Here is a 21,095-nt window from a genome sequence, read left to right on the forward strand (position 1 = left end):
TGATTTGCCTTCCGGCCGGTCGGCGAATCGCGCCGCCGCATCCGGCGCCACCCGCCAGGCCGCGCCGCCAGTGCTGGAGCGGTTGGCGCTATCATTTACGCTTTCCCGCCCTAAACCCGCGCCCGGCGCGCCCTCGCATGGCCTCCCACGACGATTACCTGAAGAAGATCCTCACCGCCCGCGTGTACGATGTCGCCCGCGAAACTGAACTCGAGCGCGCCCCGAACCTCTCGGCGCGTCTGCGCAACGCCGTGTTCCTCAAGCGCGAGGACAACCAGCCGGTGTTCTCCTTCAAGCTGCGCGGCGCCTACAACAAGATGGCGCATCTCTCGCCCGCGCAGCTCGAGCGCGGCGTGATCACCGCCTCGGCGGGCAACCACGCGCAGGGCGTCGCGCTGTCGGCGGCGAAGCTCGGCGTGAAGGCCGTGATCTGCGTGCCGGTGACCACGCCGCAGGTAAAGGTCGATGCCGTGCGCGCCCACGGCGGCGCCACCGTCGAGGTCGTGCAGGCCGGCGAGTCGTACAGCGACGCCTACGCCCACGCCGTGCGCCTGCAGGAAGAACGCGGCCTGACCTTCGTGCATCCGTTCGACGATCCCCACGTGATCGCCGGCCAGGGCACCGTGGCGATGGAAGTGCTGAGCCAGCATCAGGCCCCGATTCACGCGATCTTCGTGCCGATCGGCGGCGGCGGGCTGGCTGCGGGCGTGGCGGCGTACGTAAAAGCCGTGCGCCCCGAGATCAGGGTGATCGGCGTGCAGACCGACGATTCCTGCGCGATGGCGCAGTCGATCAAGGCCGGCAAGCGCGTGGAACTCACCGAAGTCGGGCTGTTCTCCGACGGCACGGCCGTCAAGCTCGTGGGCGAGGAAACCTTCCGCCTGTGCCACCAGTATCTCGACGAAGTGCTCACGGTCGATACGGATGCCCTTTGCGCCGCGATCAAGGACGTCTTCCAGGACACGCGCAGCGTGCTCGAACCCGCAGGCGCACTGGCCGTGGCGGGCGCGAAGCAGTACGCGGAGCGCGAGGGCATCGAGGGGCAGACGCTGGTGGCGATCACCTCGGGCGCGAACATGAACTTCGACCGCATGCGCTTCGTGGCCGAGCGTGCCGAGGTGGGCGAGGCGCGCGAAGCGGTGTTCGCGGTGACGATCCCCGAGGAGCGCGGCAGCTTCAAGCGCTTCTGCGAGCTGGTCGGTACGCGCAGCGTGACCGAGTTCAACTACCGCATCGACGACGCCGAGCGCGCGCACATCTTTGTGGGCGTGCAGATCCGCAACCGCGGCGAGTCGCAGCAGATCGCGAGGACCTTCGTCGATCACGGCTTTCCGAGCGTCGATCTCACGGGCGACGAACTGTCGAAGCAGCACATCCGCTACATGGTGGGCGGACGCTCGCCGCTCGCGCACGACGAACGCCTGTTCCGCTTCGAGTTTCCGGAGCGGCCGGGCGCGCTCATGCGTTTCCTTTCGTCGATGGCGCCGAACTGGAACATCAGCCTGTTCCACTACCGCAACCAGGGCGCCGACTACAGCTCGATTCTGGTGGGCATCCAGGTGCCCGCCGCCGAAGACGCCGAGTTCCGCCGTTTCCTCGCGACGCTCGGCTATCCGCACTGGGAAGAGACGCAAAACCCGGCGTATCGGTTGTTCCTCGCGTAACGAGCGGCCATCGTGTCCGTATCGCTTTCCGACAAGCTCGTCGTCGCCATTTCGTCGCGTGCGCTCTTCGATTTCGAGGAGGAAAACCACGTGTTCGAGGCGGGCGACCTGCGAGCCTACGAGGCGCTCCAGCGCGAGCGCCTGAACGTGCCCGCGCGGCCAGGCGTGGCGTTCGCGCTGATCCGCAAGCTGCTCGCGCTCAATGACGGCGCACATCACGTGGAAGTGGTGATCCTCTCGCGCAGCGATCCCATCAGCGGTCTGCGCGCGTTCAGTTCGTGCCGCGAGCACGGGCTCGACATTCAGCGCGGCGTGTTCACGCGCGGGCGCGAGCCCTGGCATTACCTCAAGCCGCTCAACGCGTCGCTGTTTCTCTCCGCGAATCCGGCCGATGTGAAGAGCGCGCTCGACGCTGGATTCCCCGCTGCACGCGTCTTTCCAGAATCGGCGACAATGGCGGAACGCAACGCGCAAGAGATTCGCATTGCCTTCGACGGCGATGCGGTGCTGTTTTCCGACGAAGCCGAGCAGATTTTCCAGAGCAAGGGGCTTTCCGCCTTCGTGAGCCACGAGCGCGACAACCGCGAACTGCCGCTCGCGCAAGGCCCGTTGCAGCCGCTGCTCGCAGCGCTCAACCGTCTGCAGAAGCTCGCCGACGCGAACGCGCAAATGCGCATCCGCACCGCCCTCGTCACCGCACGTTCGGCGCCCGCGCACGAGCGCGCAATCCGTACGCTGATGGCCTGGAACATCGAGATCGACGAAGCGATGTTCCTTGGCGGACTCGACAAAGGCCCGTTCCTGCGCGAGTTCGAACCCGATTTTTTCTTCGACGACCAGATCCGCCATTGCGAATCCGCGCGCTCGGTCACGGCCACCGGGCACGTGGCAAGCGGCGTGACCAATCTCGCAACCGAAGCCAACGCATCATGACTCCCGATCAATCTCCGCTCGGCAAGGCCTCCACCTACACCGAGCAATACGACGCTTCGCTCCTCTTCCCGATCCCGCGCGCGGGCGCGCGCGAGCAGATCGGCATTGGCGCGCAACTGCCCTTCTTCGGCAGCGATATCTGGAACGCCTACGAGCTTTCGTGGCTCAACGCGCGCGGCAAGCCGCAGATCGCGATCGCCACGTTCTTCATTCCCGCCGACTCGCCGAACATCATCGAATCGAAGTCGTTCAAGCTCTATCTGGGCTCGTTCGCGCAAACGCCGTTCGAATCCGCCGAGGTGGTGCGCGAGACGATCAAGCGCGATGTGACGGCGGCCTGCGGCGCGTCGGTATCGGTGCGGCTCGAGCAGCCGGGCGCGTTCGGCAAGATCCCGTTCGAGGAATTCGAAGGCCTCTCGCTCGATCGCCTCGATCTCGATACGGAAATCTATCGCCCGGAGCCGACGCTGCTCAAGGCGGCTTTCGACGAAGCCCCGGTAGAAGAAACGCTGATCTCGAACCTGCTCAAGTCGAACTGCCCGGTGACGGGCCAGCCCGACTGGGGCAGCGTGCAGATCCACTACGTCGGGCCGCAGATCGACCAGGCGGGCCTGTTGCGCTACATCATCTCGTACCGCAATCACACGGGCTTTCACGAGCAGTGCGCCGAGCGCATCTTCATGGACATCCTGCGCGAGTGCAAACCGGACCGGCTCGCTGTCTACGCGCGCTACACGCGGCGCGGCGGCCTCGACATCAATCCGTTTCGCACCAACTTCAACATGCCGATGCCGGATAACGCGCGGCTCGCTCGCCAGTAAGCGGAAGAAACGCAGACAATCAAAGGAAAACGCGCCGCAAAGACGGCGCGTTTTTCATTGGTGTGGCGATGCGACGGCGCTTCAATGCGGCAGCTCGGCCGCCCCCATGCGACGCGCAATCACGGCGGTGCGCTGCGCGATATAGGCCGAGTTGCGATGCTCGTCGAAGTACCTGGGACGCGGCAGCATCACCGCGAGCCGCGCCGACTGCCACGGCGTGAGCTTCGCGGCGCTCGTGCGGTAGTAGTAGCGCGCGGCGACTTGCGCACCGTACACGCCATTGCCCCACTCCACCGAATTCAGATAGATCTCGAAGATGCGTTCCTTGTCGAGCAGCGTCTGCAGCATCCACGTGATGATGAACTCCTGGCCCTTGCGGATGTAGCTCTGCTCGCGCGAGAGGAACAGGTTGCGCGCGAGCTGCTGCGTGATGGTCGAGCCGCCGCGCACGATATGGCCGCGCTGCTTGTTCCTTTCCCAAGCCTGGAGGATGGCGTCGGTTTCGTAGCCGTTGTTGTTGACGAAGTTCGCGTCCTCGGAAGCGATGATCGCGCGCTTCAGGTTGCGCGAGATCTGTTCGTACGGGACCCATTCGTGCTGGATCGAGAGACCGGGGCGGTCGGTGGAAAGACGCGCGGCGTCGGTGCGCATGAACGCCGTGGTTTGCGGATCGACGAAGTTCCAGAGCGCGATTTGCGCGAAGTAGAAGAGTTGCGTGGCGATCCACGCAATCGCGCACACCGAGACGACCCAGGTCAGCCAGCGCAGCGCGCCAGGACGTTTGCGCGACTGCGCGCGCCGCCCGCTACCGCTCGCGATCGCCGCGGCCTGCGCACCGATGGCTTGCCTGCGCATGGCGTCGTCTCCGTTTTGTGCGAGAGGCGCGGGGCGTTACGCGGCCTGCGCGGCGAGCTGCGCGCGCAACGCCGCCAGCACCGGCGCGCCCTCGGGCCGCACGCCGCGCCACACGAAGAACGACTCGGCGGCCTGCTCGACCAGCATGCCGAGGCCGTCGGCCGCGCGCGCGCCGAGTGCCTGCGCGTGGCGCATGAACACGGTGGGCTGCGCGCCGTACATCATGTCGTAGGCGAGCGTACCGGTGCCGAACGCGCGCTCGTCACACTCGGGCAACGCCGCATCGAGGCTGCCCGCCGTCGCGTTCACGATCACGTCGTAAGGCTTGGGATCGACGTCTTGAGGACCGCCACCGTTGAGAATGCAGCCGAACTCGCCCGCCGCGCCTGCGAACTGTTCGATGAGCGCGTGCGCCTTGGGCGCCGTGCGGTTCACGATGGTGATCTCGCGGGGCCGGCGCTCGAGCATCGGCAGCACGACGCCGCGCGCCGCGCCGCCCGCACCGAGCAGCAGCACGCGCGCGCCTTCGAGCGCAACGCCGAGGTTCACCTCGATGTCGCGCACGAGGCCGAAGCCGTCGGTGTTGTCGCCGAAGATGCCGTCCGCATCGAAGCGCAGCGTGTTCACCGCGCCCGCCGCCGCCGCTCGCGGCGAGAGCTTGTGCGCAAGCGCGTGCGCTTCCAGCTTGAACGGCACGGTCACGTTCAGGCCGCGCCCGCCAGCCGCGTGAAAGGCCTGCACGTGCTGGACGAAGCCGTCGAGCGGCGCGAGCAGGCGGTCGTATTCAACGCGCTCGCCCGTTTGCAGCGCGAACTGCGCGTGGATGTACGGCGACTTGCTGTGCGCCACCGGATTGCCGACTACGGCGTAGCGGTCGGCGTGCACAACAGGCTTCGACTCCCTGACGCTCATTCGCGCGGCTCCGTGGCGTGCTGTTCGCTCGATTGCTCTTCTGCCGCGGGCGCATCGCTTGCCGTCTCGCCGTCGGCGTCGCCCGCTTCTGCGACAGCTTCTGCTTCGCTTTGTGCGGATTCGTCGGCGGCTTCGATCAGCTCTTCGTCTTCGCCCGCATCCTCTTCGGCCTGCTCGCCGCTCGTCACGACGGGCGCATCGAGCACGCGCAGCATGCGCACCGAAGCCTCGATGGTCAGCTCGTCGATCGACAGCACTTCCATCATCAGGCGCGTGCCGCGCGCGTGCACGCCGAGTGCAGGCACGTGCATGAGCAGCGGCACTTCTTCGAAGCGCACCAGGTCGTCCTTCACCACGCTCGCCGGGAACTCGCGGCGCGGCTCGCGCCCCGCTTCACCGCGCATTTCCTGCTGCAACCAGCGCAGGCACCAGAAGTACTCCATGCGGCGCTGATGGTCGGCGTAAGCGGTGTAAGTCTCGTCGAAGCCCTGCACGACGGCGAACAGATCGGCGTCCTTGGGCTTGAACGGCGCGACGAGCTTGGCGGCCACGCCGTGCTCCACACAGGCGAGCAGCTGCCACTGGTTCACGAGGTCCACGTAGCGGCGCAGCGGCGAGGTGCTCCACGCATACTGCGCGACGCCGAGGCCTTCGTGCGGCGCGGCGTTGGTCTGCATGCGCGTGCGCTTGGGGCCGGTCGGCGCGCCGAACGCGCGCTGCGAGCGATAGATGCCCGGCACGCCATGGTCGTGCAGGAAAGCGCCCCACGTGGAGTTCGCGAGAATCGCCAGCTCCGCGACGATCAGGTCGAGCGGCGAGCCGCGGCGGCGCGGCGAGATGGTGACATGCTCGCCTTCCACGTAGAAGTTGAAGTCGGTGTTGCGCTGGACCTCGCGGCGCAGGCCGTAACCGGCGCGCGCCTGCTGGCGCTTCTCGAACAGGGCCTGCGCGAACGGCCACAGCACGGCGATGTCGTCCTTGTGCGGATACTCGCCCGTGCCCGCGGCGAGCGTCGCTTCGGTGACGACTTCGTCGAGCGTGTTGTGACGCAGATTGCTCTTCACGAACACGCGCTCGGCGCGCGTTTCGGTCGCGACGATCTCTTGTGTCTCGCGGTTCACGATGCAGTAGAGCGAAAGCGCCGGGCGCAGACCGCCTTCCTTGAGCGTGAAGGCGTCGACGAAATCGTCGGGCAGCATCGTGATCTTGTCGCCGGGCATGTAGACCGTCGAAAGACGCGTACGCGCGATCGTATCCGCCGTGTCGCCGCGCTGGATGCCAAGTGCGGGTGCCGCGATGTGAATGCCGATGCGCACGCGCCCGTCGGCCAGATGCTCGATCGAGAATGCGTCGTCGATTTCGGTCGTGGTGACGTCGTCGATCGAGAACGCCTGCACGTGCTCGGCGGCATCGGGCAGATCCTCGGGCAGCGTGCCCACTTCGACCGGCGGGAAGCCGGTGCCGTGCGGGAAAAAGTCCGCGAGGAAGCGTGCCTCGTGCAGCGCGCGCGGCGAAGCGATGCCGCCGTTTTCGAGCATGAGACGCGGCATCGAAATGCCGCGCGCAGCGGCCGCCGCTTCGAGCGCCTTGTATTCGATCGAGTTCTTGTCCGGCTTCGTGAGGAGTCCGAGCGCCTTACCCTTGAACGCCTCGGGCAGTCCACCCGCCTTCAGCTCCTCCTCGTAGCCGGCCTGCACCAGCGCCTGCTGACGCTTGCGCTCGAGCGAGGCCAGCGCCATCTTGAGCTGCTCTTCGGGCGCGCGCTGATACTGGCCGCGCCCCTTGCGGCGAAAGTACACGGGCGAGCCATGCAGGCGCAGCACGAGCGCGGCGCGCTCCACCGGACCGTAGGTCTCGCCGAAGTACTCGCTCGCAAGCGCCGTGTACGCAAATTCGTCGGCAGGCGCGCATTCCCACAGGAAGTCGAGATCGATCTCCTGGGCGGCGGCGTCCGCCTGCTCCAGCAGTTCGCTCGCAGCCGGCTTCTCGAACTCGATCAGCACGTCTTTTGCGCGCACCTTGGCGCGCCGGCCGCCCGGCAGCTCGACCTGAAATGCATCGCCCTGGCGCGACAGCACGCTGCCGGCCTTGAAACTGCCCGATTCCTCAAAGAAAACGTTCACTCAATACTCTCGTTCAGACTTGCTTCGACCGCCGGCGCGGCGCGCGGGCGGTGCTGTATACATATAGGCGTTCGCACGCATCAAGCGGCGTCGCAGAAACGGATCACTTCGTCGACGTAATCTGCGAACTCGCTGATGCCATGATCGCTGCCTTCGATCAGGTGTGTGGGCACACCCGGATAGTGCGCGAGCATCTCGCGGTAATCGAGCACTTCGTCGCCGGTCGCGGCGATCAGATAGTAGCGCGCGGGTTGCGTCACCGACGTAACGGCCAGCGCGCGCAACTCGTCCAGGTGACGCGGTTCGACGACGATGCTGCCGCCGCCGTGCCAGAGCGGCTGCTCGCCGAGATACTTCGACAGATCGCGGTCAGGCACCACCGCCGGGTTCAGCAGCGCGGCGCGCCAGCCGTGCTTTTCCGCGAGATGCGTGGCGAAGTAGCCGCCAAGCGAGCTGCCGATGAGCGTGACGCGCTCGCCCGGCTTCATTTGCGCGCCGATCTCCTGCTCAGCGAGCGCAATCGCCTCGCGCGGCGAAACCGGCAGCGTCGGGCACAGCCATTCGCCGCTGCGTCCCAGCTCGGCCATGCGCGCCGCCAGGAGGCGCGCCTTGAACGACTGGGGCGACGAGCGAAAGCCGTGCAGATAGACGATCACGCCGCGCTCCGTGCCGAGAGCGCATCGAGCAGCTTTTGATGCACGCCGCCGAAGCCGCCGTTGCTCATCACGAGCACCTGGTCGCCGGGGCGTGCTGCTGCGACGACCGCCTTCACGAGCGCTTCGAGATCGTGGAAAGCGCGGGCCTTCTCGCCGAGCGGCGCAAGCGCACCGGGGAGATCCCAGCCGAGCGCGTCCTTGCCGCTCAGTGCGCCGTAGCCGAACACGAGGTCGGCGTCGGCGAGACTGGCGGGCAGTTGCGCCTTCATCACGCCGAGCTTCATCGTGTTCGAGCGCGGCTCGAGCACGGCGAGGATGCGCGTGTTTTCGTGACCGACGCGCGTGCGCAGGCCGGCGATCGTCGTTTCGATGGCCGTGGGATGGTGCGCGAAATCGTCGTAGACGGTCACACCGTCAATGCTGCCGCGCACTTCCATGCGGCGCTTCACGTTGCGGAACGTGGCGAGCGAGGCCGCGGCCTGAGCAGGCGGCACGCCCACGCTGCGCGCGGCGGCGATCGCCGCGAGCGCGTTCAGGCGGTTGTGTTCACCCTGGATCTGCCAGTCCACCACGCCTGCACGTTCGCTGTTGTGATAGACGGCGAAGCGCTCGTCCACGGCCACGCCGTCTTCCGCCGGCAGCGCCTGCCAGCCGCCATCCACGCCGAAGCGCTCCACGTCGCTCCATGCGCCGCGCGTGAGCACGCGTTCGAGCGCGTCCGAACGGCCGTTCGTGACGATGCGGCCAACGCCCGGAATCGTGCGCACGAGATGATGGAACTGCGTTTCGATCGCCGCGAGATCGGGGAAGATGTCGGCGTGATCGAATTCGAGATTGTTGAGCAGCGCCGTGCGCGGACGGTAATGAACGAACTTCGAGCGCTTGTCGAAGAACGCCGTGTCGTACTCGTCGGCTTCGATCACGAAGAAGCTCGAATCGGTCAGGCGCGCCGACACGCCGAAGTTCAGCGGCACGCCGCCGATCAGGAAGCCGGGATTCAGGCCCGCGTCTTCGAGCAGCCACGTGAGCATCGAGCTCGTGGTGGTCTTGCCGTGCGTGCCCGCCACCGCGAGCACCCACTTGTCGCGCAGCACGTGGTCGCCGAGCCACTGCGGACCCGACGTGTACGGCAAGCCGCGATTGAGGATCTCCTCCATCAGCGGGTTGCCGCGCGTGACCACGTTGCCGATCACGTAGAGATCGGGATTGAGTTCGGTCTGGCTCGCGTCGTAACCCTCGATGAGGCGGATGCCCTGCGCTTCGAGCTGGGTGCTCATCGGCGGGTACACGCCGGCGTCGCAGCCGGTCACCGTGTGGCCCGCGCTGCGCGCGAGCACCGCGAGTCCGCCCATGAACGTGCCGCAGATGCCGAGGATATGGATGTGCATAAGCCTGTCGCGCCGCGCGGGCGTCGTGAACGCGTTGATCGGATTGATCAGGTTGAAAAGGACGGAGAAGCTGGAACGTCGGCAGTCCTGCGCCGCCGCAGCAAAGAACGGGTATTGTACCCGAGGCCCTGAGCCCTATTGGCTCGACCTCGGTCCCCGCAGCGACGGAAAATCCCTGCGCACCCGGCAGCGGACGCGGCGCAGTGGCTGCGTGCAGGAGCCAGGGCGATCTCTAGTATCATTAAAAGATGGTTCGCAGATCACATTTCGATCCCCAGCGCGTGCGCGAGGAAATCGCCATCGCGGCAGCAAGGATGATCGCCGAGGACGGCCTCGACTACGCCACCGCCAAACGCAAGGCTGCCCGGCAGGTAGTGGGGGAAACGCGTATCGAAGGCACCTGGTTGCCCGACAACGATCAGATCGAGGAAGAGATCCGCGAATATCAGGCCCTCTTTCAAAGCGACAGCCAGCCTGCGGTGCTGCGCCGCCTGCGCGAGATCGCGCTCGAATGGATGCAGCGGCTCGATGCGTTCAATCCGTTTCTGACCGGTGCGGTGCTCAATGGCACGGCGGGCGAGCACTCCGACATCCATCTGCAGATTTTCTGTGACAACGCGAAGGATGTCGCGATCTGGCTCCTGAATGCGAACGTGCAGTACGACGTGTCGGAGACGCGCCATTTCGCGGCGCGCGGCCTCGTGGAAACTCTCAGCTTCATGTGGCGCCCGTCACGCGCCGAGGAGCCGGTGGGCATCCACGTTGCGCTCTACAATACGGACGACTTGCGCGGCGCCGTGCGCGCCGACGCGCGTGGCAGGCTGCCGCGCGCCAATGCGCAGGCCCTCCAGGCGCTGATCGACGAGAGCGGCGCCACTTCTTCCACAACCTGATAACGGCAGCGATGAATACGAAGCGGATTCTGGCCGGCGTGGCAGTGGCGGCAATCGCCGCAGGCGGCGGCCTACTGGCTGGGCACTGGGCAACGAGCGGCAGCGCCGACGCGGCCGACGCGACCTCGGTAAGCGCGGCGTCGGCGAGCGGCAAGCAGAATGCGCTCACCCAGCTCTGGTCGGCGGCAGTCACGAACCCGGACGGCAAGGCGCAATCGCTCGCCATCTACAGGGGCCGGCCGATCGTGGTCAACTTCTGGGCTTCCTGGTGCGGCCCGTGTGTGGAGGAAATGCCGGAGCTTTCCGCGCTCCAGCGCGAGTACGCGAAGAAGGGAATTCAGTTCGTCGGCGTCGGCGTGGATTCGGCCGCGAACATCAAGACGTTCCTCAAGAAGGTGCCCGTCGATTACCCGATCTACATCGCCGGTTTCGGCGGCGCGGATGTCGCACGCGCATTCGGCAACAGCGCGGGCGGCTTACCTTACACGGTCGTAATCGACGCGAACGGCGCCGTTCGTGCGACAAAATTAGGGCAAATCAAGCCGGACGAGCTTCGGCGCACCCTCGACGCGCTTTGACGCAGCAGATCGTCTGACAAGATCTTAGGCGCCATAAATGGGCTTTTGCCGTGAAAATCCTGTCATTTGACCGAAGATCGACCCAAACCCTCGCCGCAGCGGGTAGTCGGGGCCATATCCCCTTATCGGAAAACTAGACAAATTTCTCTAATCGGCGCTAAAGTTCGCGCAATTCCACGGAAAAAGAAGCGACCATGACGCGACTGCTGGTTCTGCACGGCCCCAACCTCAATCTTCTCGGCACCCGGGAACCGGAGGTGTATGGGCGCGTGACGCTGCCGCAGATCGATCAAGCGCTCTCGGACCGTGCAGGGGACGCCGGCGTCGAACTCGCGACCTTCCAGAGCAATCACGAAGGCGCACTGGTCGACCGCATTCAGTCGGCTCGCACCGAGCAGACCGACTTCATCCTGATCAACCCGGCCGCGTATACGCATACGAGCGTGGCGATCCGGGATGCGCTGGCAGGCGTCGGCATCCCGTTCGTCGAGATTCACTTGTCGAACGTGCATCGCCGCGAGTCCTTCCGGCACCATTCGTATTTTTCCGACCAGGCCGAAGGTGTGATTTGCGGCCTCGGCTGGAAGGGTTATCTCTACGCGCTCGAATACGCGCTCGACCGGCTCGCTGCCCGGTCGGCGGCCTGATTCCTGCGTCGGATGACCGTCAATACCTGAACAACAACCCGTGTCGGGACGCGCGCGCCCCGGCACTTCACGTATTCAAAGTAAAAGGGGCTGCACCATGGATCTACGTAAGCTGAAGACTCTGATCGACCTCGTCTCCGAATCGGGCATCTCGGAGCTCGAAGTGACCGAGGGTGAAGGCAAGGTGCGCATCGTCAAGAACGCGCCGCCCGTTTACGTGCAGCCTGGCCCCGCGCAATACGCGGCGCCGGCCATGGGTGCCCCGCTCGCAGCGCCCGCCCATGTGGGCGAAGCTGCCGCTGCGGCTCCCGCCGCGCCCCCCGTGCCGCAAGGCCACGTCGTGACCTCGCCGATGGTGGGCACGTTCTACCGCGCGCCGTCGCCGGGCGCCGACCCGTTCGTCCAGGTTGGCGACACGGTCAAGGAAGGCCAGACGCTTTGCATCATCGAGGCGATGAAGCTGCTCAACGAGATCGAGTCGGACACGGCCGGCGTGGTCAAGGAAATCCTCGTCGAGAACGGTCAGGCAGTCGAATACGGCCAGCCGCTCTACGTGATCGCCTAAGCTTTTCTGCGCGCGGCGGCGGCCTTCTTTTTTGGCCGCCGCCGCGTTTGTCGCGTTTGGCGCCCCATGACGGCGACGCACGCGACCGATCCTCTGAGGCGTACGCACATACGACTTGCGACGCCCTTTGATGAGTCGAATACCCACCATGTTTGAAAAAATCCTCATTGCCAATCGTGGCGAAATCGCGCTCCGCATCCAGCGCGCATGCCGCGAACTCGGCGTCAAGACGGTCGTCGTCTATTCGGAAGCCGATAAGGAAGCCAAGTACGTGAAGCTCGCGGACGAGGCGGTCTGTATCGGCCCGGCGCCTTCGAACCTCTCCTATCTGAACATGCCGGCGCTCATCAGCGCGGCCGAAGTCACCGACGCAGAAGCGATCCACCCCGGTTACGGCTTCCTCTCCGAGAACGCCGATTTCGCCGAGCGTGTCGAGCAGTCGGGCTTCACGTTCATCGGCCCGCGCCCGGAAACGATCCGCATGATGGGCGACAAGGTCACGGCGAAGCAGACCATGATCAAGACCGGCGTGCCCTGCGTGCCGGGCTCGGAAGGCGCGCTGCCCGACGATCCGAAGGAAATCGTGAAGATCGCGCGCGCGATCGGCTACCCCGTCATCATCAAGGCGGCGGGCGGCGGCGGCGGGCGCGGCATGCGCGTCGTGCATACGGAAGCGGCGCTCGTGAACGCGGTCAACATGACCCGCGAGGAAGCCGGCCGTGCGTTCGGCAACCCGCAGGTCTACATGGAGAAGTACCTCGAGAACCCGCGTCACATCGAAATCCAGATTCTCGCGGACTCGTTCAAGAATGCCGTGTGGCTCGGCGAGCGCGACTGCTCCATGCAGCGCCGCCACCAGAAGGTGATCGAGGAAGCGCCGGCGCCGGGCATCGCGCGCCGCCTGCTCGATCGCATCGGCGATCGCTGCGCCGACGCCTGCAAGAAGATGGGCTACCTCGGTGCGGGCACGTTCGAGTTCCTGTATGAAAACGGCGAGTTCTACTTCATCGAGATGAACACGCGCGTGCAGGTCGAGCACCCGGTCACCGAGCTGATCACGGGCATCGACATCGTGCAGGAGCAGATCCGCATTGCTGCGGGCGAAAAGCTCTCGTTCCGCCAGCGCGACATCCAGTTGAAGGGTCACGCGATCGAGTGCCGTATCAACGCGGAAGATCCGTTCAAGTTCACGCCGTCGCCGGGCCGTCTCACGTCGTGGCACATGCCGGGTGGCCCTGGCGTGCGCGTCGACTCGCATGCCTACAATGGCTATTTCGTGCCGCCGAACTATGATTCGATGATCGGCAAGCTGATCACCTACGGCGCCACGCGCGAGCAGGCTATTCAGCGCATGCGCATCGCGCTCTCGGAAATGGTGGTCGAAGGCATTCAGACCAACATCCCGCTGCACCGCGAGCTGATGCTGGACGCGAAGTTCGTCGAGGGCGGCACGAGCATTCACTACCTCGAAAGCCGTCTGGCCGAACGTCAGGCAGTGAAGAAGGACGAAGCGTAATTCATGAGCTACCGGGAACTGATCGTCGAGCTCGAGCGTGACCGCGCGGAAGCACTTTCCGACGCGCTGATCGAGCTTGGCGCCCTCTCGGTGTCGGTGGAAGATGCCGACGCCGACACGCCCGACGAGCAGCCGCTCTTCGGCGAGCCGGGCTTAACGCCCGAGCGCACCGCGTGGCAGCATTCGCGCGTGATTGCGCTGATCGGCGCCGATCAGGATCCCGCCGTGCTGCTCATGGCCGCTTCGAACGAGTTGGGTCTCGCGCAAACGCCGAAGTTCTCGCTGCGCGAAGTCGAGGAGCAGGACTGGGTGCGTCTGACGCAATCGCAGTTCGACCCGATCCAGATCGGCGAGCGCATCTGGGTCGTGCCGTCGTGGCACGATGCCCCGGACCCGGACGCGCTCGTGCTCGAGCTGGACCCGGGCCTCGCGTTCGGCACAGGCAGCCATCCCACCACGCGTCTGTGCATGGAATGGCTCGAACAGCACGTGCAGCCGGGCAATTCGCTGCTCGATTACGGCTGCGGCTCGGGCATCCTCGCGATCCTCGCGAAGAAGTGCGGAGCGAATCCGGTGATCGGCATCGACATCGACCCCCAGGCAGTCGAGTCGGCGCGCCACAACAGCGAGCGCAATCGCGCGGCGGTCACCTACGGCCTGCCCGACGATTGCCCCGCCGGCAAGTTCGACATCGTCGTCGCCAATATTCTGTCGAATCCGCTCAAGCTGATGGCCTCGATGCTCTCGTCGCGCGTGAAGCCGGGTGGGCGCATCGCACTTTCGGGCATTCTCGCGCGCCAGGCCGAGGAAGTCGCGCAGGTGTACGCGCAGTGGATCGAGATCTCGGTCTGGCGCGAACACGAAGGCTGGGTCTGCCTCGCGGGCACGCGGCGCGCCTAGTCCCTTCCCGTTCCGATCGGGCTCGCACGAGCCTGATCGCGCCCCAAGCGGCAAGACCGAAGTCGTAGACTGCGGTGGATTGCCAGTAGAATGCGGGTATCACCAATCCTCCGGTCTACCCAGATCTTCGGCCCACATGCTTCTGGCAACGCGCTGCCCCTTCTGTGAAACCGTATTCCGCATCCAGCCAACGCAGCTCGCCGTGCGGCGAGGCCTCGTGCGTTGCGGACATTGTCAGGAAGCGTTCGACGCGTCGGGCAGTTTGTACGAGATGCCCGAAGGGGGCGACTTCACGCGCGCGGTGCCCCTTGCAGCCGAAATCGCGGCCAGCCTGACCTCGCCGCCATCGGAGCCCCCTTCGCGCTTTGCCGCGCAGCCCGCTTCGGAACCCGCCTCACAATTCGCATCGCAGTCTGCATCACAAGCCACATCGCAGCAGCCCGATGATCAGGCGTATCAACCCGCAGCAGCAACGCCATCGCAAGAGCCGCCCCCCACGCTGGGCGCCACACCCAATTTCACGAATCGCACGTGGGACCCGTGGGCGCCGCCGCAGGACAGCCAGCGCGATCCGCGCCTGAAATACGACGCCGACAAACTGCCTGGGGCAAGCGTTGCCCGCGGCGCCTCGCCTGAAATTACGCCCGGAGCCGAGTCGCGGGTCGCCTTCGACGACGAACCGACGCCTGGACGCGCTCCACAAGATGCGCCGCGAGCGCCGGCGGCACCTGCAGCAGAACCGGTACCGCCACCCCAGCAGCCCGCAGCAGCCGAACCCTTCCCGCCCGCCGCGCGCTGGACGCGCAGCGAGCCGAACCTGGGCACGAGCGGCCCGAAAGAGCCGACCTTTTCGGCCAGCGAAACATCGGCTGCGGCTCGCATGAACGACCCCGAGCCCGCGCTCGGTCCCCGCACCCGCGAAGCCGCGCCAGAGCCCGCGTTCAGCGCGCTCTCGCCCAATGACGGCGCCTCACCCTTCGCCGTCACCCGCGAAGCGCCCGCCCGCCCGCGCGGTTCGCGCGGCCTCGTCTGGCGCATTCTCGGCACGCTCATCGCCATCCTGCTGTTTGCGCTGCTCGTCGTGCAGCTCGCGTGGTGGCAGCGTGAAACGGTCATGGTCTACTGGCCCGACTCGCAGTCGCTCTATCAGCAGGCGTGCGAGCAGCTTGGCTGCCGCGTGCTGCCGCCGCGCGACATCGACGGTCTGCTGGTCGAGCCGTCCGATCTGCGCCAGGTCGACAACGAGCCGCATCACCTCGAACTGAAGGTGCCGCTGCGCAACCGCTTCAACGTGGCGCTCGCATACCCCGCCATCGAGCTGTCGCTGCTCGACCGGCAGAACAACATCGTCGTGCGGCGCGTGCTGTGGCCGCAGGACTACGTCACGCCCGGCACGTCCATCGAAGCCGGTTTGCCCGCACGCACCACGCAGACCATGATCGTGCGGCTCGACACGGGCGACGTGGTGGCGTCGAACTTCCGCATCGAGATTTTCTACCCCTGATTTTCCGTCTGTACGCGGGTGCACTGGCGTGCCCCGCGCATTTCCCGGCGTCCCGTATCGCGCGGGTGCGCCATTCACCACACCATGCATTCCCGGAGAGCACATCATGAGTCAAGTCACGCTAGGCGGTAACCCGATCGACGTCGCCGGCACGTTCCCGAGCGTCGGCCAGAAGGCCCCGGCGTTCTCGCTCGTCGGCAAGGATCTGAAGCCTGTCTCGCTCGCCGATTTCGCCGGCAAGCGCAAGGTGCTGAACATCGTGCCGAGCCTCGACACGCCGACCTGCGCCACCTCCACGCGCAAATTCAACGAAGCCGCCGCCGGCCTGAGCAACACGGCTGTCGTCGTGATCTCGGGCGACCTGCCGTTCGCCGCCGCGCGCTTCTGCACGACCGAAGGCATCGCCAACGTCGTCACGGCCTCGACCTTCCGCGGCCATGAATTCGCGCAAGCCTATGGCGTGGACGTGACGAGCGGCCCGCTCACCGGTCTGACCGCGCGCGCCGTCGTCGTGCTCGACGAAAACGACAACGTCCTGCACGCCGAGCGCGTGAGCGAAATCAAGAACGAACCGAACTACGACGCCGCACTCGCCGCGCTGAAGTAATCCGGCGGCGGCGCACACGCGCCTCGCGCCTGCGCTTTCAGATCAATGCGCAGGCGACGCGCAGGCCGGTGCGCCGCCCCCTTTCCCTACCACGCCCTACAGGAATTTCCGCCTTGGCTACGCTGATCTGCGGCTCGCTCGCCTACGACAACATCATGACCTTCGAGGGTCGCTTTCGGGAGCACATCCTGCCCGAGCAGGTGCACATCCTGAACGTGAGCTTTCTCGTGCCGACGATGCGCCGCGAGTTCGGCGGCTGTGCCGGCAACATCGCGTACGCGCTCAATCTGCTCGGCGGCGACGCCCGCATCATGGCGACGCTCGGCGCCGCCGACGCGCGCCCGTACCTCGAACGCCTCGACACGCTCGGCCTCTCGAAGGCGCACGTGCGCGTGCTGGAGGATACGTGGTCCGCGCAGGCGATGATCACGACTGACCTCGAGAACAACCAGATCACCGCGTTCCACCCGGGCGCGATGATGCAATCGCATTTGAACCGCGCCGACGAAGCGCCCGGAATCAAGCTCGGCATCGTCGCGCCGGACGGCTTCGACGGCATGGTCCAGCACGTCGAGCAGTTCGCGAAGGCCGGCGTGCCGTTTATCTTCGATCCGGGCCAGGGCCTGCCGCTCTTCGACGGCGCTTCTTTGCGCCGCGCGATTGAACTTGCGACCTACGTAGCGGTCAACGACTACGAAGCCAATCTTGTCAGCCATCGCACCGGCTGGTCGTTCGACGAAATCGCCGGCCATGTCGACGCGCTGATCATCACGCGCGGCGAGCATGGCTCGCAGATCTACCACAGCGGCAAGATCGAGGAAATTCCTCCGGTCAAGGCTGCTCAGGTGCTCGATCCGACCGGCTGCGGCGACGCTTTCCGCGGCGGCCTGCTCTACGGCATCGAGAACGGCCTCGACTGGGCAACCACGGGGCGTCTCGCGAGCCTGATGGGCGCGCTCAAGATCGAGCATCTCGGTCCGCAAAACTATGCGCCTACGCGAGCGCAGATCAACGAACGGTTCAAGGAGGCATTCGGCTACGAACTGCCGAACTGAACGCGGGAGCCGCACACGAACGGCGCCCATTGGAGCTACGGGAATGAAAATAACAAGTCGTCTGATTGTTGCAGCCATGCTCGCGGGGCCGCTCGCGATGTCGGGCTGCGCCTATAACAGCAGTTCCGCCGATGTGTACACGGCCTCGCAGGCGCAGCGGGAGCAATCGGTGCGCATGGCCACGGTCGAAAGCGTGCGCGCGGTGAAGATCAGCTCCAACAACGGCCAGCCTAGCGGCCTTGGCGCGGTCGGTGGCGGCGCGCTCGGCGCGGTCGCCGGCAGCCGGATCGGCGGCGGCACGGGCTCGATCGTCACCGGCATCATCGGCGGCATTGCGGGCGCCGTGGCCGGCAACGCGGTCGAGAACGGCGTGGCCATGCGCGACGGCCTCGAGATCACGGTGCGCCTCGACAACGGCGACTACCGCGCCATCACGCAATCGGCGACCGGCGAAGTGTTCAACGCGGGCGAGCGCGTGCGGCTGCTCTCGAGCGGCGGTGTGACGCGCGTCACCCACTAAAGCTTTCCCCTGTACCGCAGCGGCGCCTCGCGCCGGATGCGGAACCTCAGGCGCATGTGCTCCCCTGTGCATGCGCCTTTTTTCATGCCCGCACGCGGCATGCAGGCGCCCTCACCCCGACTATTACGAACTCCAGACGAAAAAATCCCGCCGCGGACAACCCAGCGACGGGATTGGGATCGAGCCTGGCGCGCCATGCCGCCCGGCCCGGCCAACGAAGCGCGCGTACGATGCAGCCTGCGCGCTTCGTCTCGGACTGCTTACGGACGGCTGCCGGTCGGGAACGGCCATGCTGCGGCCGGATTCAGGGCAGTCTTGACCGTTGCTGCGGGCGCGGACGGTTGCGCAGCAGGGGCAGCAGGTGCGGCAGCGGCCTTCGCAGGCGCCTTCTTGGCAGCCTTCTTGGCGGCAGCCTTCTTCGCAGGCGCAGCCTTCTTGGCAGCAGCCTTCTTCGCAGGCGCCTTCTTGGCGGCAACCTTCTTCGCAGCGACCTTCTTGGCGGCGGCCTTCTTCGCCGGTGCTGCCTTCTTCGCAGCAACCTTCTTCACGGCGACTTTCTTGGCTGCAACCTTCTTCGCTGCGGCCTTCTTCGCCGGTGCTGCCTTCTTCGCAGCGACCTTCTTCACGGCGACTTTCTTGGCTGCAACCTTCTTCGCTGCGGCCTTCTTCGCCGGTGCTGCCTTCTTCGCAGCAACCTTCTTCACGGCGACTTTCTTGGCTGCGACCTTCTTGACCGCGACCTTCTTCGCTGCGGCCTTCTTCGCCGGAGCTGCCTTCTTCGCTGCAACCTTCTTCACTGCGGCCTTCTTAGCCGCCGGTTTCTTCTTGGCAGTAGCCATTTTTTTCTCCTTCAGGTTCAGATGAGAGTCAGTTCAAACTACACCCTTCGTCAAAACCCGCTTCCCGCGAACGCTTCTCACGGCGCACGCTGCGAAGCGGGCTATTCATCGGCGTACGCTGATCCCGCGCGCTTACGCTAATGAATGCGGTAAGGCGCGCCGTGCCACGAGGCACAGCGCGCCAAGTCATTCCGGCGTCGGCTACCGACACCGGGCAACGTTCGTTGAAAGCGGCGGCCTCACGACACGCGAAGCCTGCGCGCTTTTCCGGGGGGAAGTTTGCCCATCCCTCTGAAGGGTTCGCAAAGTGCCTGTCACGTCGGTGAGCCAGCCTGGCTCCGGGCATGCTTTGCATCAGGCGTTCCTGCTCCTAATCATCATGCCGGTCGAGGCGCCTGCACGGCGCCTCGCGGCAACCCCAAAAGACTTGCACCGCAGTGCGCCCGGGTTATTCCCAGGACAGCGCACCACCCGTCTGATATTCGATCACGCGCGTCTCGAAGAAGTTGCGTTCCTTCTTCAAGTCGATCATCTCGCTCATCCACGGGAACGGATTCTCTTCGTTCGGGAACAGCTGATCGAGACCGATCTGCTGGCAACGGCGGTTGCAGATGAAGCGCAGATAGCTCTTGAACATCGATGCGTTCAGACCGAGCACGCCGCGAGGCATGGTGTCCTCGGCGTAGCGGTACTCGAGGTCGACCGCATGCTTGAACAGTTCGGTGATTTCCGCACGGAACGCCGGGGTCCACAGGTGCGGGTTTTCAAGCTTGATCTGGTTGATGAGGTCGATGCCGAAGTTGCAGTGCATCGACTCGTCACGCAGGATGTACTGGTACTGCTCAGCGGCGCCGGTCATCTTGTTCTGGCGGCCGAGCGCGAGAATTTGCGTGAAGCCTACATAGAAGAACAGGCCTTCCATGATGCAGGCGAACACGATGAGCGACTTGAGCAGGTTCTGATCGGCTTCGAGCGTGCCGGTCTTGAACGACGGATCAGTCAGCGTCTGGATGAACGGGATCAGGAACTCGTCCTTGTCGCGGATCGACTTGACCTCGTGGTACGCGTTGAAGATCTCGCTCTCGTCCAGACCCAGCGACTCGACGATGTACTGGTAGGCGTGCGTGTGGATCGCCTCTTCGAACGCCTGGCGCAGCAGGAACTGGCGGCATTCGGGCGCCGTGATGTGCCGGTAGGTGCCGAGCACGATGTTGTTCGCGGCGAGCGAGTCGGCGGTCACGAAGAAGCCGAGGTTGCGCTTGACGATGCGGCGCTCGTCCTCGGTCAGACCGTTCGGGTCCTTCCACAGGGCGATGTCGCGGGACATGTTGATTTCCTGCGGCATCCAGTGGTTCGCGCAGCCTGCCAGGTATTTTTCCCAAGCCCACTTGTACTTGAACGGGACCAACTGATTCACGTCGGTCTGGCCGTTGATGATGCGCTTGTCGGCGACATTCACGCGCGCTTCGGTCGAGACCGGCGCTTGCGGCGGCGGTGCAACGGCGAAGTCGCTGGCGAAGATGTTGGTCGCCGTGGAAGCCTGAGGAGCGGAACGCAGACCAAACTGCACCTCGGCAGCCTGGACAGCCTGACCCGCGGGGTTGCGCATTGCGTTTTGCTGCGCACCGCTCGACGGAGTTACGGCCGTGATCTCGTCATCCCAGTTGAGCATAAATGTCACCATCAATTTAGATCGGTTTGTACCATCTTTTCGTGAGCGATAAAAGGGTTCGCACACGAAAAATCCTGTTTTCGATTCGCGTTGCGACCTCGATACAACACTTTGTTATCGCATCGTGTCGATTGCATCGCGTGAGCACTGTGTAGAGAGCACTGATTCGTCGTGCTCACTTCGCATGTGCGATGTGCTTCGAAGGTCTTCGCGACATCGAGAGCGTGTGTGAAAGACGGGGTTCGCCGCGCGCTTTTCGCTCGCGCTGCGAGCGCGTTTTCACTCGCCGCTCACTGCCTGCCGCGCGCGGCGCTGGAAGCTCGCGCGGCCTTGAGTCTTGTCCCTGCGAGAAACTCCAGGGATTCCTTCCTGTTGCCTCTTTCGCGTACCGCAACGCGCGTGGTGCGAGTTGCCGGGAGAGCCGGCGCGCATTGCGCGCGCCTCGTT

The 21,095-nt window shown here is 65.3% G+C and carries 21 protein-coding genes; 13 read left to right on the forward strand and 8 right to left on the reverse strand.

Annotation, left to right across the window (positions count from 1 at the left end):
* Positions 1-137 precede the first annotated feature (137 nt).
* From ilvA to queF, 3 genes are read left to right on the forward strand one after another with little or no spacing between them, the layout of a single operon-like run.
* Complete coding sequence (gene ilvA, locus AB4Y36_RS03080; protein WP_368682253.1) at positions 138-1,664, forward strand: threonine ammonia-lyase, biosynthetic; 1,527 nt, start codon at positions 138-140, stop codon at positions 1,662-1,664.
* Between the two features lie 12 nt (positions 1,665-1,676).
* Positions 1,677-2,597, forward strand: a complete 921-nt coding sequence (locus AB4Y36_RS03085) for a 5'-nucleotidase (RefSeq protein ID WP_368682254.1) — start codon at positions 1,677-1,679, stop codon at positions 2,595-2,597.
* Positions 2,594-3,418 carry an NADPH-dependent 7-cyano-7-deazaguanine reductase QueF gene (gene queF, locus AB4Y36_RS03090; protein ID WP_368682255.1) on the forward strand — a complete coding sequence of 275 codons (825 nt, stop codon included), beginning with the start codon at positions 2,594-2,596 and terminating at the stop codon, positions 3,416-3,418. Before AB4Y36_RS03085 ends, queF begins: the two co-directional genes overlap by 4 nt.
* 81 nt (positions 3,419-3,499) lie before the next feature.
* On the opposite strand, the gene mtgA is transcribed toward queF, so the two are convergent.
* The 5 genes from mtgA to mpl form a co-directional block, all read right to left on the reverse strand.
* The gene (gene mtgA, locus AB4Y36_RS03095; RefSeq protein ID WP_368682256.1) at positions 3,500-4,273 is read right to left on the reverse strand and encodes a monofunctional biosynthetic peptidoglycan transglycosylase; all 774 of its coding nucleotides are present in this window, start codon (positions 4,271-4,273) and stop codon (positions 3,500-3,502) included.
* Between the two features lie 36 nt (positions 4,274-4,309).
* Complete coding sequence (gene aroE / locus AB4Y36_RS03100) at positions 4,310-5,185, reverse strand: shikimate dehydrogenase (protein ID WP_342948400.1); 876 nt, start codon at positions 5,183-5,185, stop codon at positions 4,310-4,312.
* Positions 5,182-7,308, reverse strand: coding sequence for a ribonuclease catalytic domain-containing protein (locus AB4Y36_RS03105; protein WP_368682257.1), 2,127 nt, complete (start codon positions 7,306-7,308; stop codon positions 5,182-5,184). Before AB4Y36_RS03105 ends, aroE begins: the two co-directional genes overlap by 4 nt.
* 80 nt (positions 7,309-7,388) lie before the next feature.
* Positions 7,389-7,964, reverse strand: coding sequence for a YqiA/YcfP family alpha/beta fold hydrolase (locus AB4Y36_RS03110; RefSeq protein ID WP_368605980.1), 576 nt, complete (start codon positions 7,962-7,964; stop codon positions 7,389-7,391).
* A complete protein-coding gene (mpl, locus tag AB4Y36_RS03115; RefSeq protein ID WP_368682258.1) occupies positions 7,961-9,352 on the reverse strand; it encodes a UDP-N-acetylmuramate:L-alanyl-gamma-D-glutamyl-meso-diaminopimelate ligase in 1,392 nt (463 codons plus the stop codon). Before mpl ends, AB4Y36_RS03110 begins: the two co-directional genes overlap by 4 nt.
* A gap of 248 nt (positions 9,353-9,600) precedes the next feature.
* Between mpl and AB4Y36_RS03120 the strand changes: the two genes are divergently transcribed.
* The 10 genes from AB4Y36_RS03120 to AB4Y36_RS03165 all read left to right on the forward strand — a co-directional run bounded on the left by AB4Y36_RS03120 (position 9,601) and on the right by AB4Y36_RS03165 (position 18,137).
* A complete protein-coding gene (locus tag AB4Y36_RS03120; protein WP_069268523.1) occupies positions 9,601-10,245 on the forward strand; it encodes a UDP-N-acetylmuramate--alanine ligase in 645 nt (214 codons plus the stop codon).
* A gap of 11 nt (positions 10,246-10,256) precedes the next feature.
* Positions 10,257-10,823 (forward strand): TlpA family protein disulfide reductase, encoded by a 567-nt coding sequence (locus AB4Y36_RS03125; RefSeq protein ID WP_368682259.1) that lies wholly within the window; start codon positions 10,257-10,259, stop codon positions 10,821-10,823.
* A gap of 194 nt (positions 10,824-11,017) precedes the next feature.
* Positions 11,018-11,470, forward strand: coding sequence for a type II 3-dehydroquinate dehydratase (gene aroQ, locus AB4Y36_RS03130; RefSeq protein ID WP_069268521.1), 453 nt, complete (start codon positions 11,018-11,020; stop codon positions 11,468-11,470).
* Positions 11,471-11,567: 97 nt separating this feature from the next.
* Positions 11,568-12,035 (forward strand): acetyl-CoA carboxylase biotin carboxyl carrier protein, encoded by a 468-nt coding sequence (gene accB / locus AB4Y36_RS03135; RefSeq protein ID WP_069268520.1) that lies wholly within the window; start codon positions 11,568-11,570, stop codon positions 12,033-12,035.
* A gap of 148 nt (positions 12,036-12,183) precedes the next feature.
* Positions 12,184-13,551 (forward strand): acetyl-CoA carboxylase biotin carboxylase subunit, encoded by a 1,368-nt coding sequence (accC, locus tag AB4Y36_RS03140; RefSeq protein WP_028214031.1) that lies wholly within the window; start codon positions 12,184-12,186, stop codon positions 13,549-13,551.
* A 3-nt stretch (positions 13,552-13,554) separates the two neighbouring features.
* The gene (gene prmA, locus AB4Y36_RS03145) at positions 13,555-14,451 is read left to right on the forward strand and encodes a 50S ribosomal protein L11 methyltransferase (RefSeq protein ID WP_368682260.1); all 897 of its coding nucleotides are present in this window, start codon (positions 13,555-13,557) and stop codon (positions 14,449-14,451) included.
* Positions 14,452-14,587: 136 nt separating this feature from the next.
* A complete protein-coding gene (locus AB4Y36_RS03150; RefSeq protein ID WP_368682261.1) occupies positions 14,588-15,955 on the forward strand; it encodes a DUF3426 domain-containing protein in 1,368 nt (455 codons plus the stop codon).
* 106 nt (positions 15,956-16,061) lie between these two features.
* Positions 16,062-16,562, forward strand: coding sequence for a thiol peroxidase (gene tpx / locus AB4Y36_RS03155; RefSeq protein ID WP_042270386.1), 501 nt, complete (start codon positions 16,062-16,064; stop codon positions 16,560-16,562).
* Positions 16,563-16,675: 113 nt separating this feature from the next.
* Positions 16,676-17,617: a carbohydrate kinase family protein gene (locus tag AB4Y36_RS03160; protein WP_069268517.1), complete on the forward strand. Its 942-nt coding sequence runs from the start codon at positions 16,676-16,678 to the stop codon at positions 17,615-17,617.
* Between the two features lie 43 nt (positions 17,618-17,660).
* Positions 17,661-18,137, forward strand: a complete 477-nt coding sequence (locus AB4Y36_RS03165; RefSeq protein WP_368682262.1) for a glycine zipper 2TM domain-containing protein — start codon at positions 17,661-17,663, stop codon at positions 18,135-18,137.
* Between the two features lie 260 nt (positions 18,138-18,397).
* Here the strand turns inward: AB4Y36_RS03165 and AB4Y36_RS03170 are convergent, their stop codons facing one another.
* From AB4Y36_RS03170 to AB4Y36_RS03180, 3 genes are all read right to left on the reverse strand, one after another.
* The gene (locus AB4Y36_RS03170) at positions 18,398-18,976 is read right to left on the reverse strand and encodes a histone H1-like DNA-binding protein (RefSeq protein ID WP_069268515.1); all 579 of its coding nucleotides are present in this window, start codon (positions 18,974-18,976) and stop codon (positions 18,398-18,400) included.
* A 28-nt stretch (positions 18,977-19,004) separates the two neighbouring features.
* A complete protein-coding gene (locus AB4Y36_RS03175; protein ID WP_083245612.1) occupies positions 19,005-19,331 on the reverse strand; it encodes a hypothetical protein in 327 nt (108 codons plus the stop codon).
* A gap of 93 nt (positions 19,332-19,424) precedes the next feature.
* Complete coding sequence (locus AB4Y36_RS03180) at positions 19,425-20,648, reverse strand: ribonucleotide-diphosphate reductase subunit beta (RefSeq protein ID WP_028207823.1); 1,224 nt, start codon at positions 20,646-20,648, stop codon at positions 19,425-19,427.
* Positions 20,649-21,095 lie beyond the last annotated feature (447 nt).

Origin of the sequence: Paraburkholderia sp. BR10936 (assembly GCF_040965735.1) — a bacterium.
Classification (GTDB): Bacteria; Pseudomonadota; Gammaproteobacteria; order Burkholderiales; family Burkholderiaceae; genus Paraburkholderia; species Paraburkholderia nodosa_A.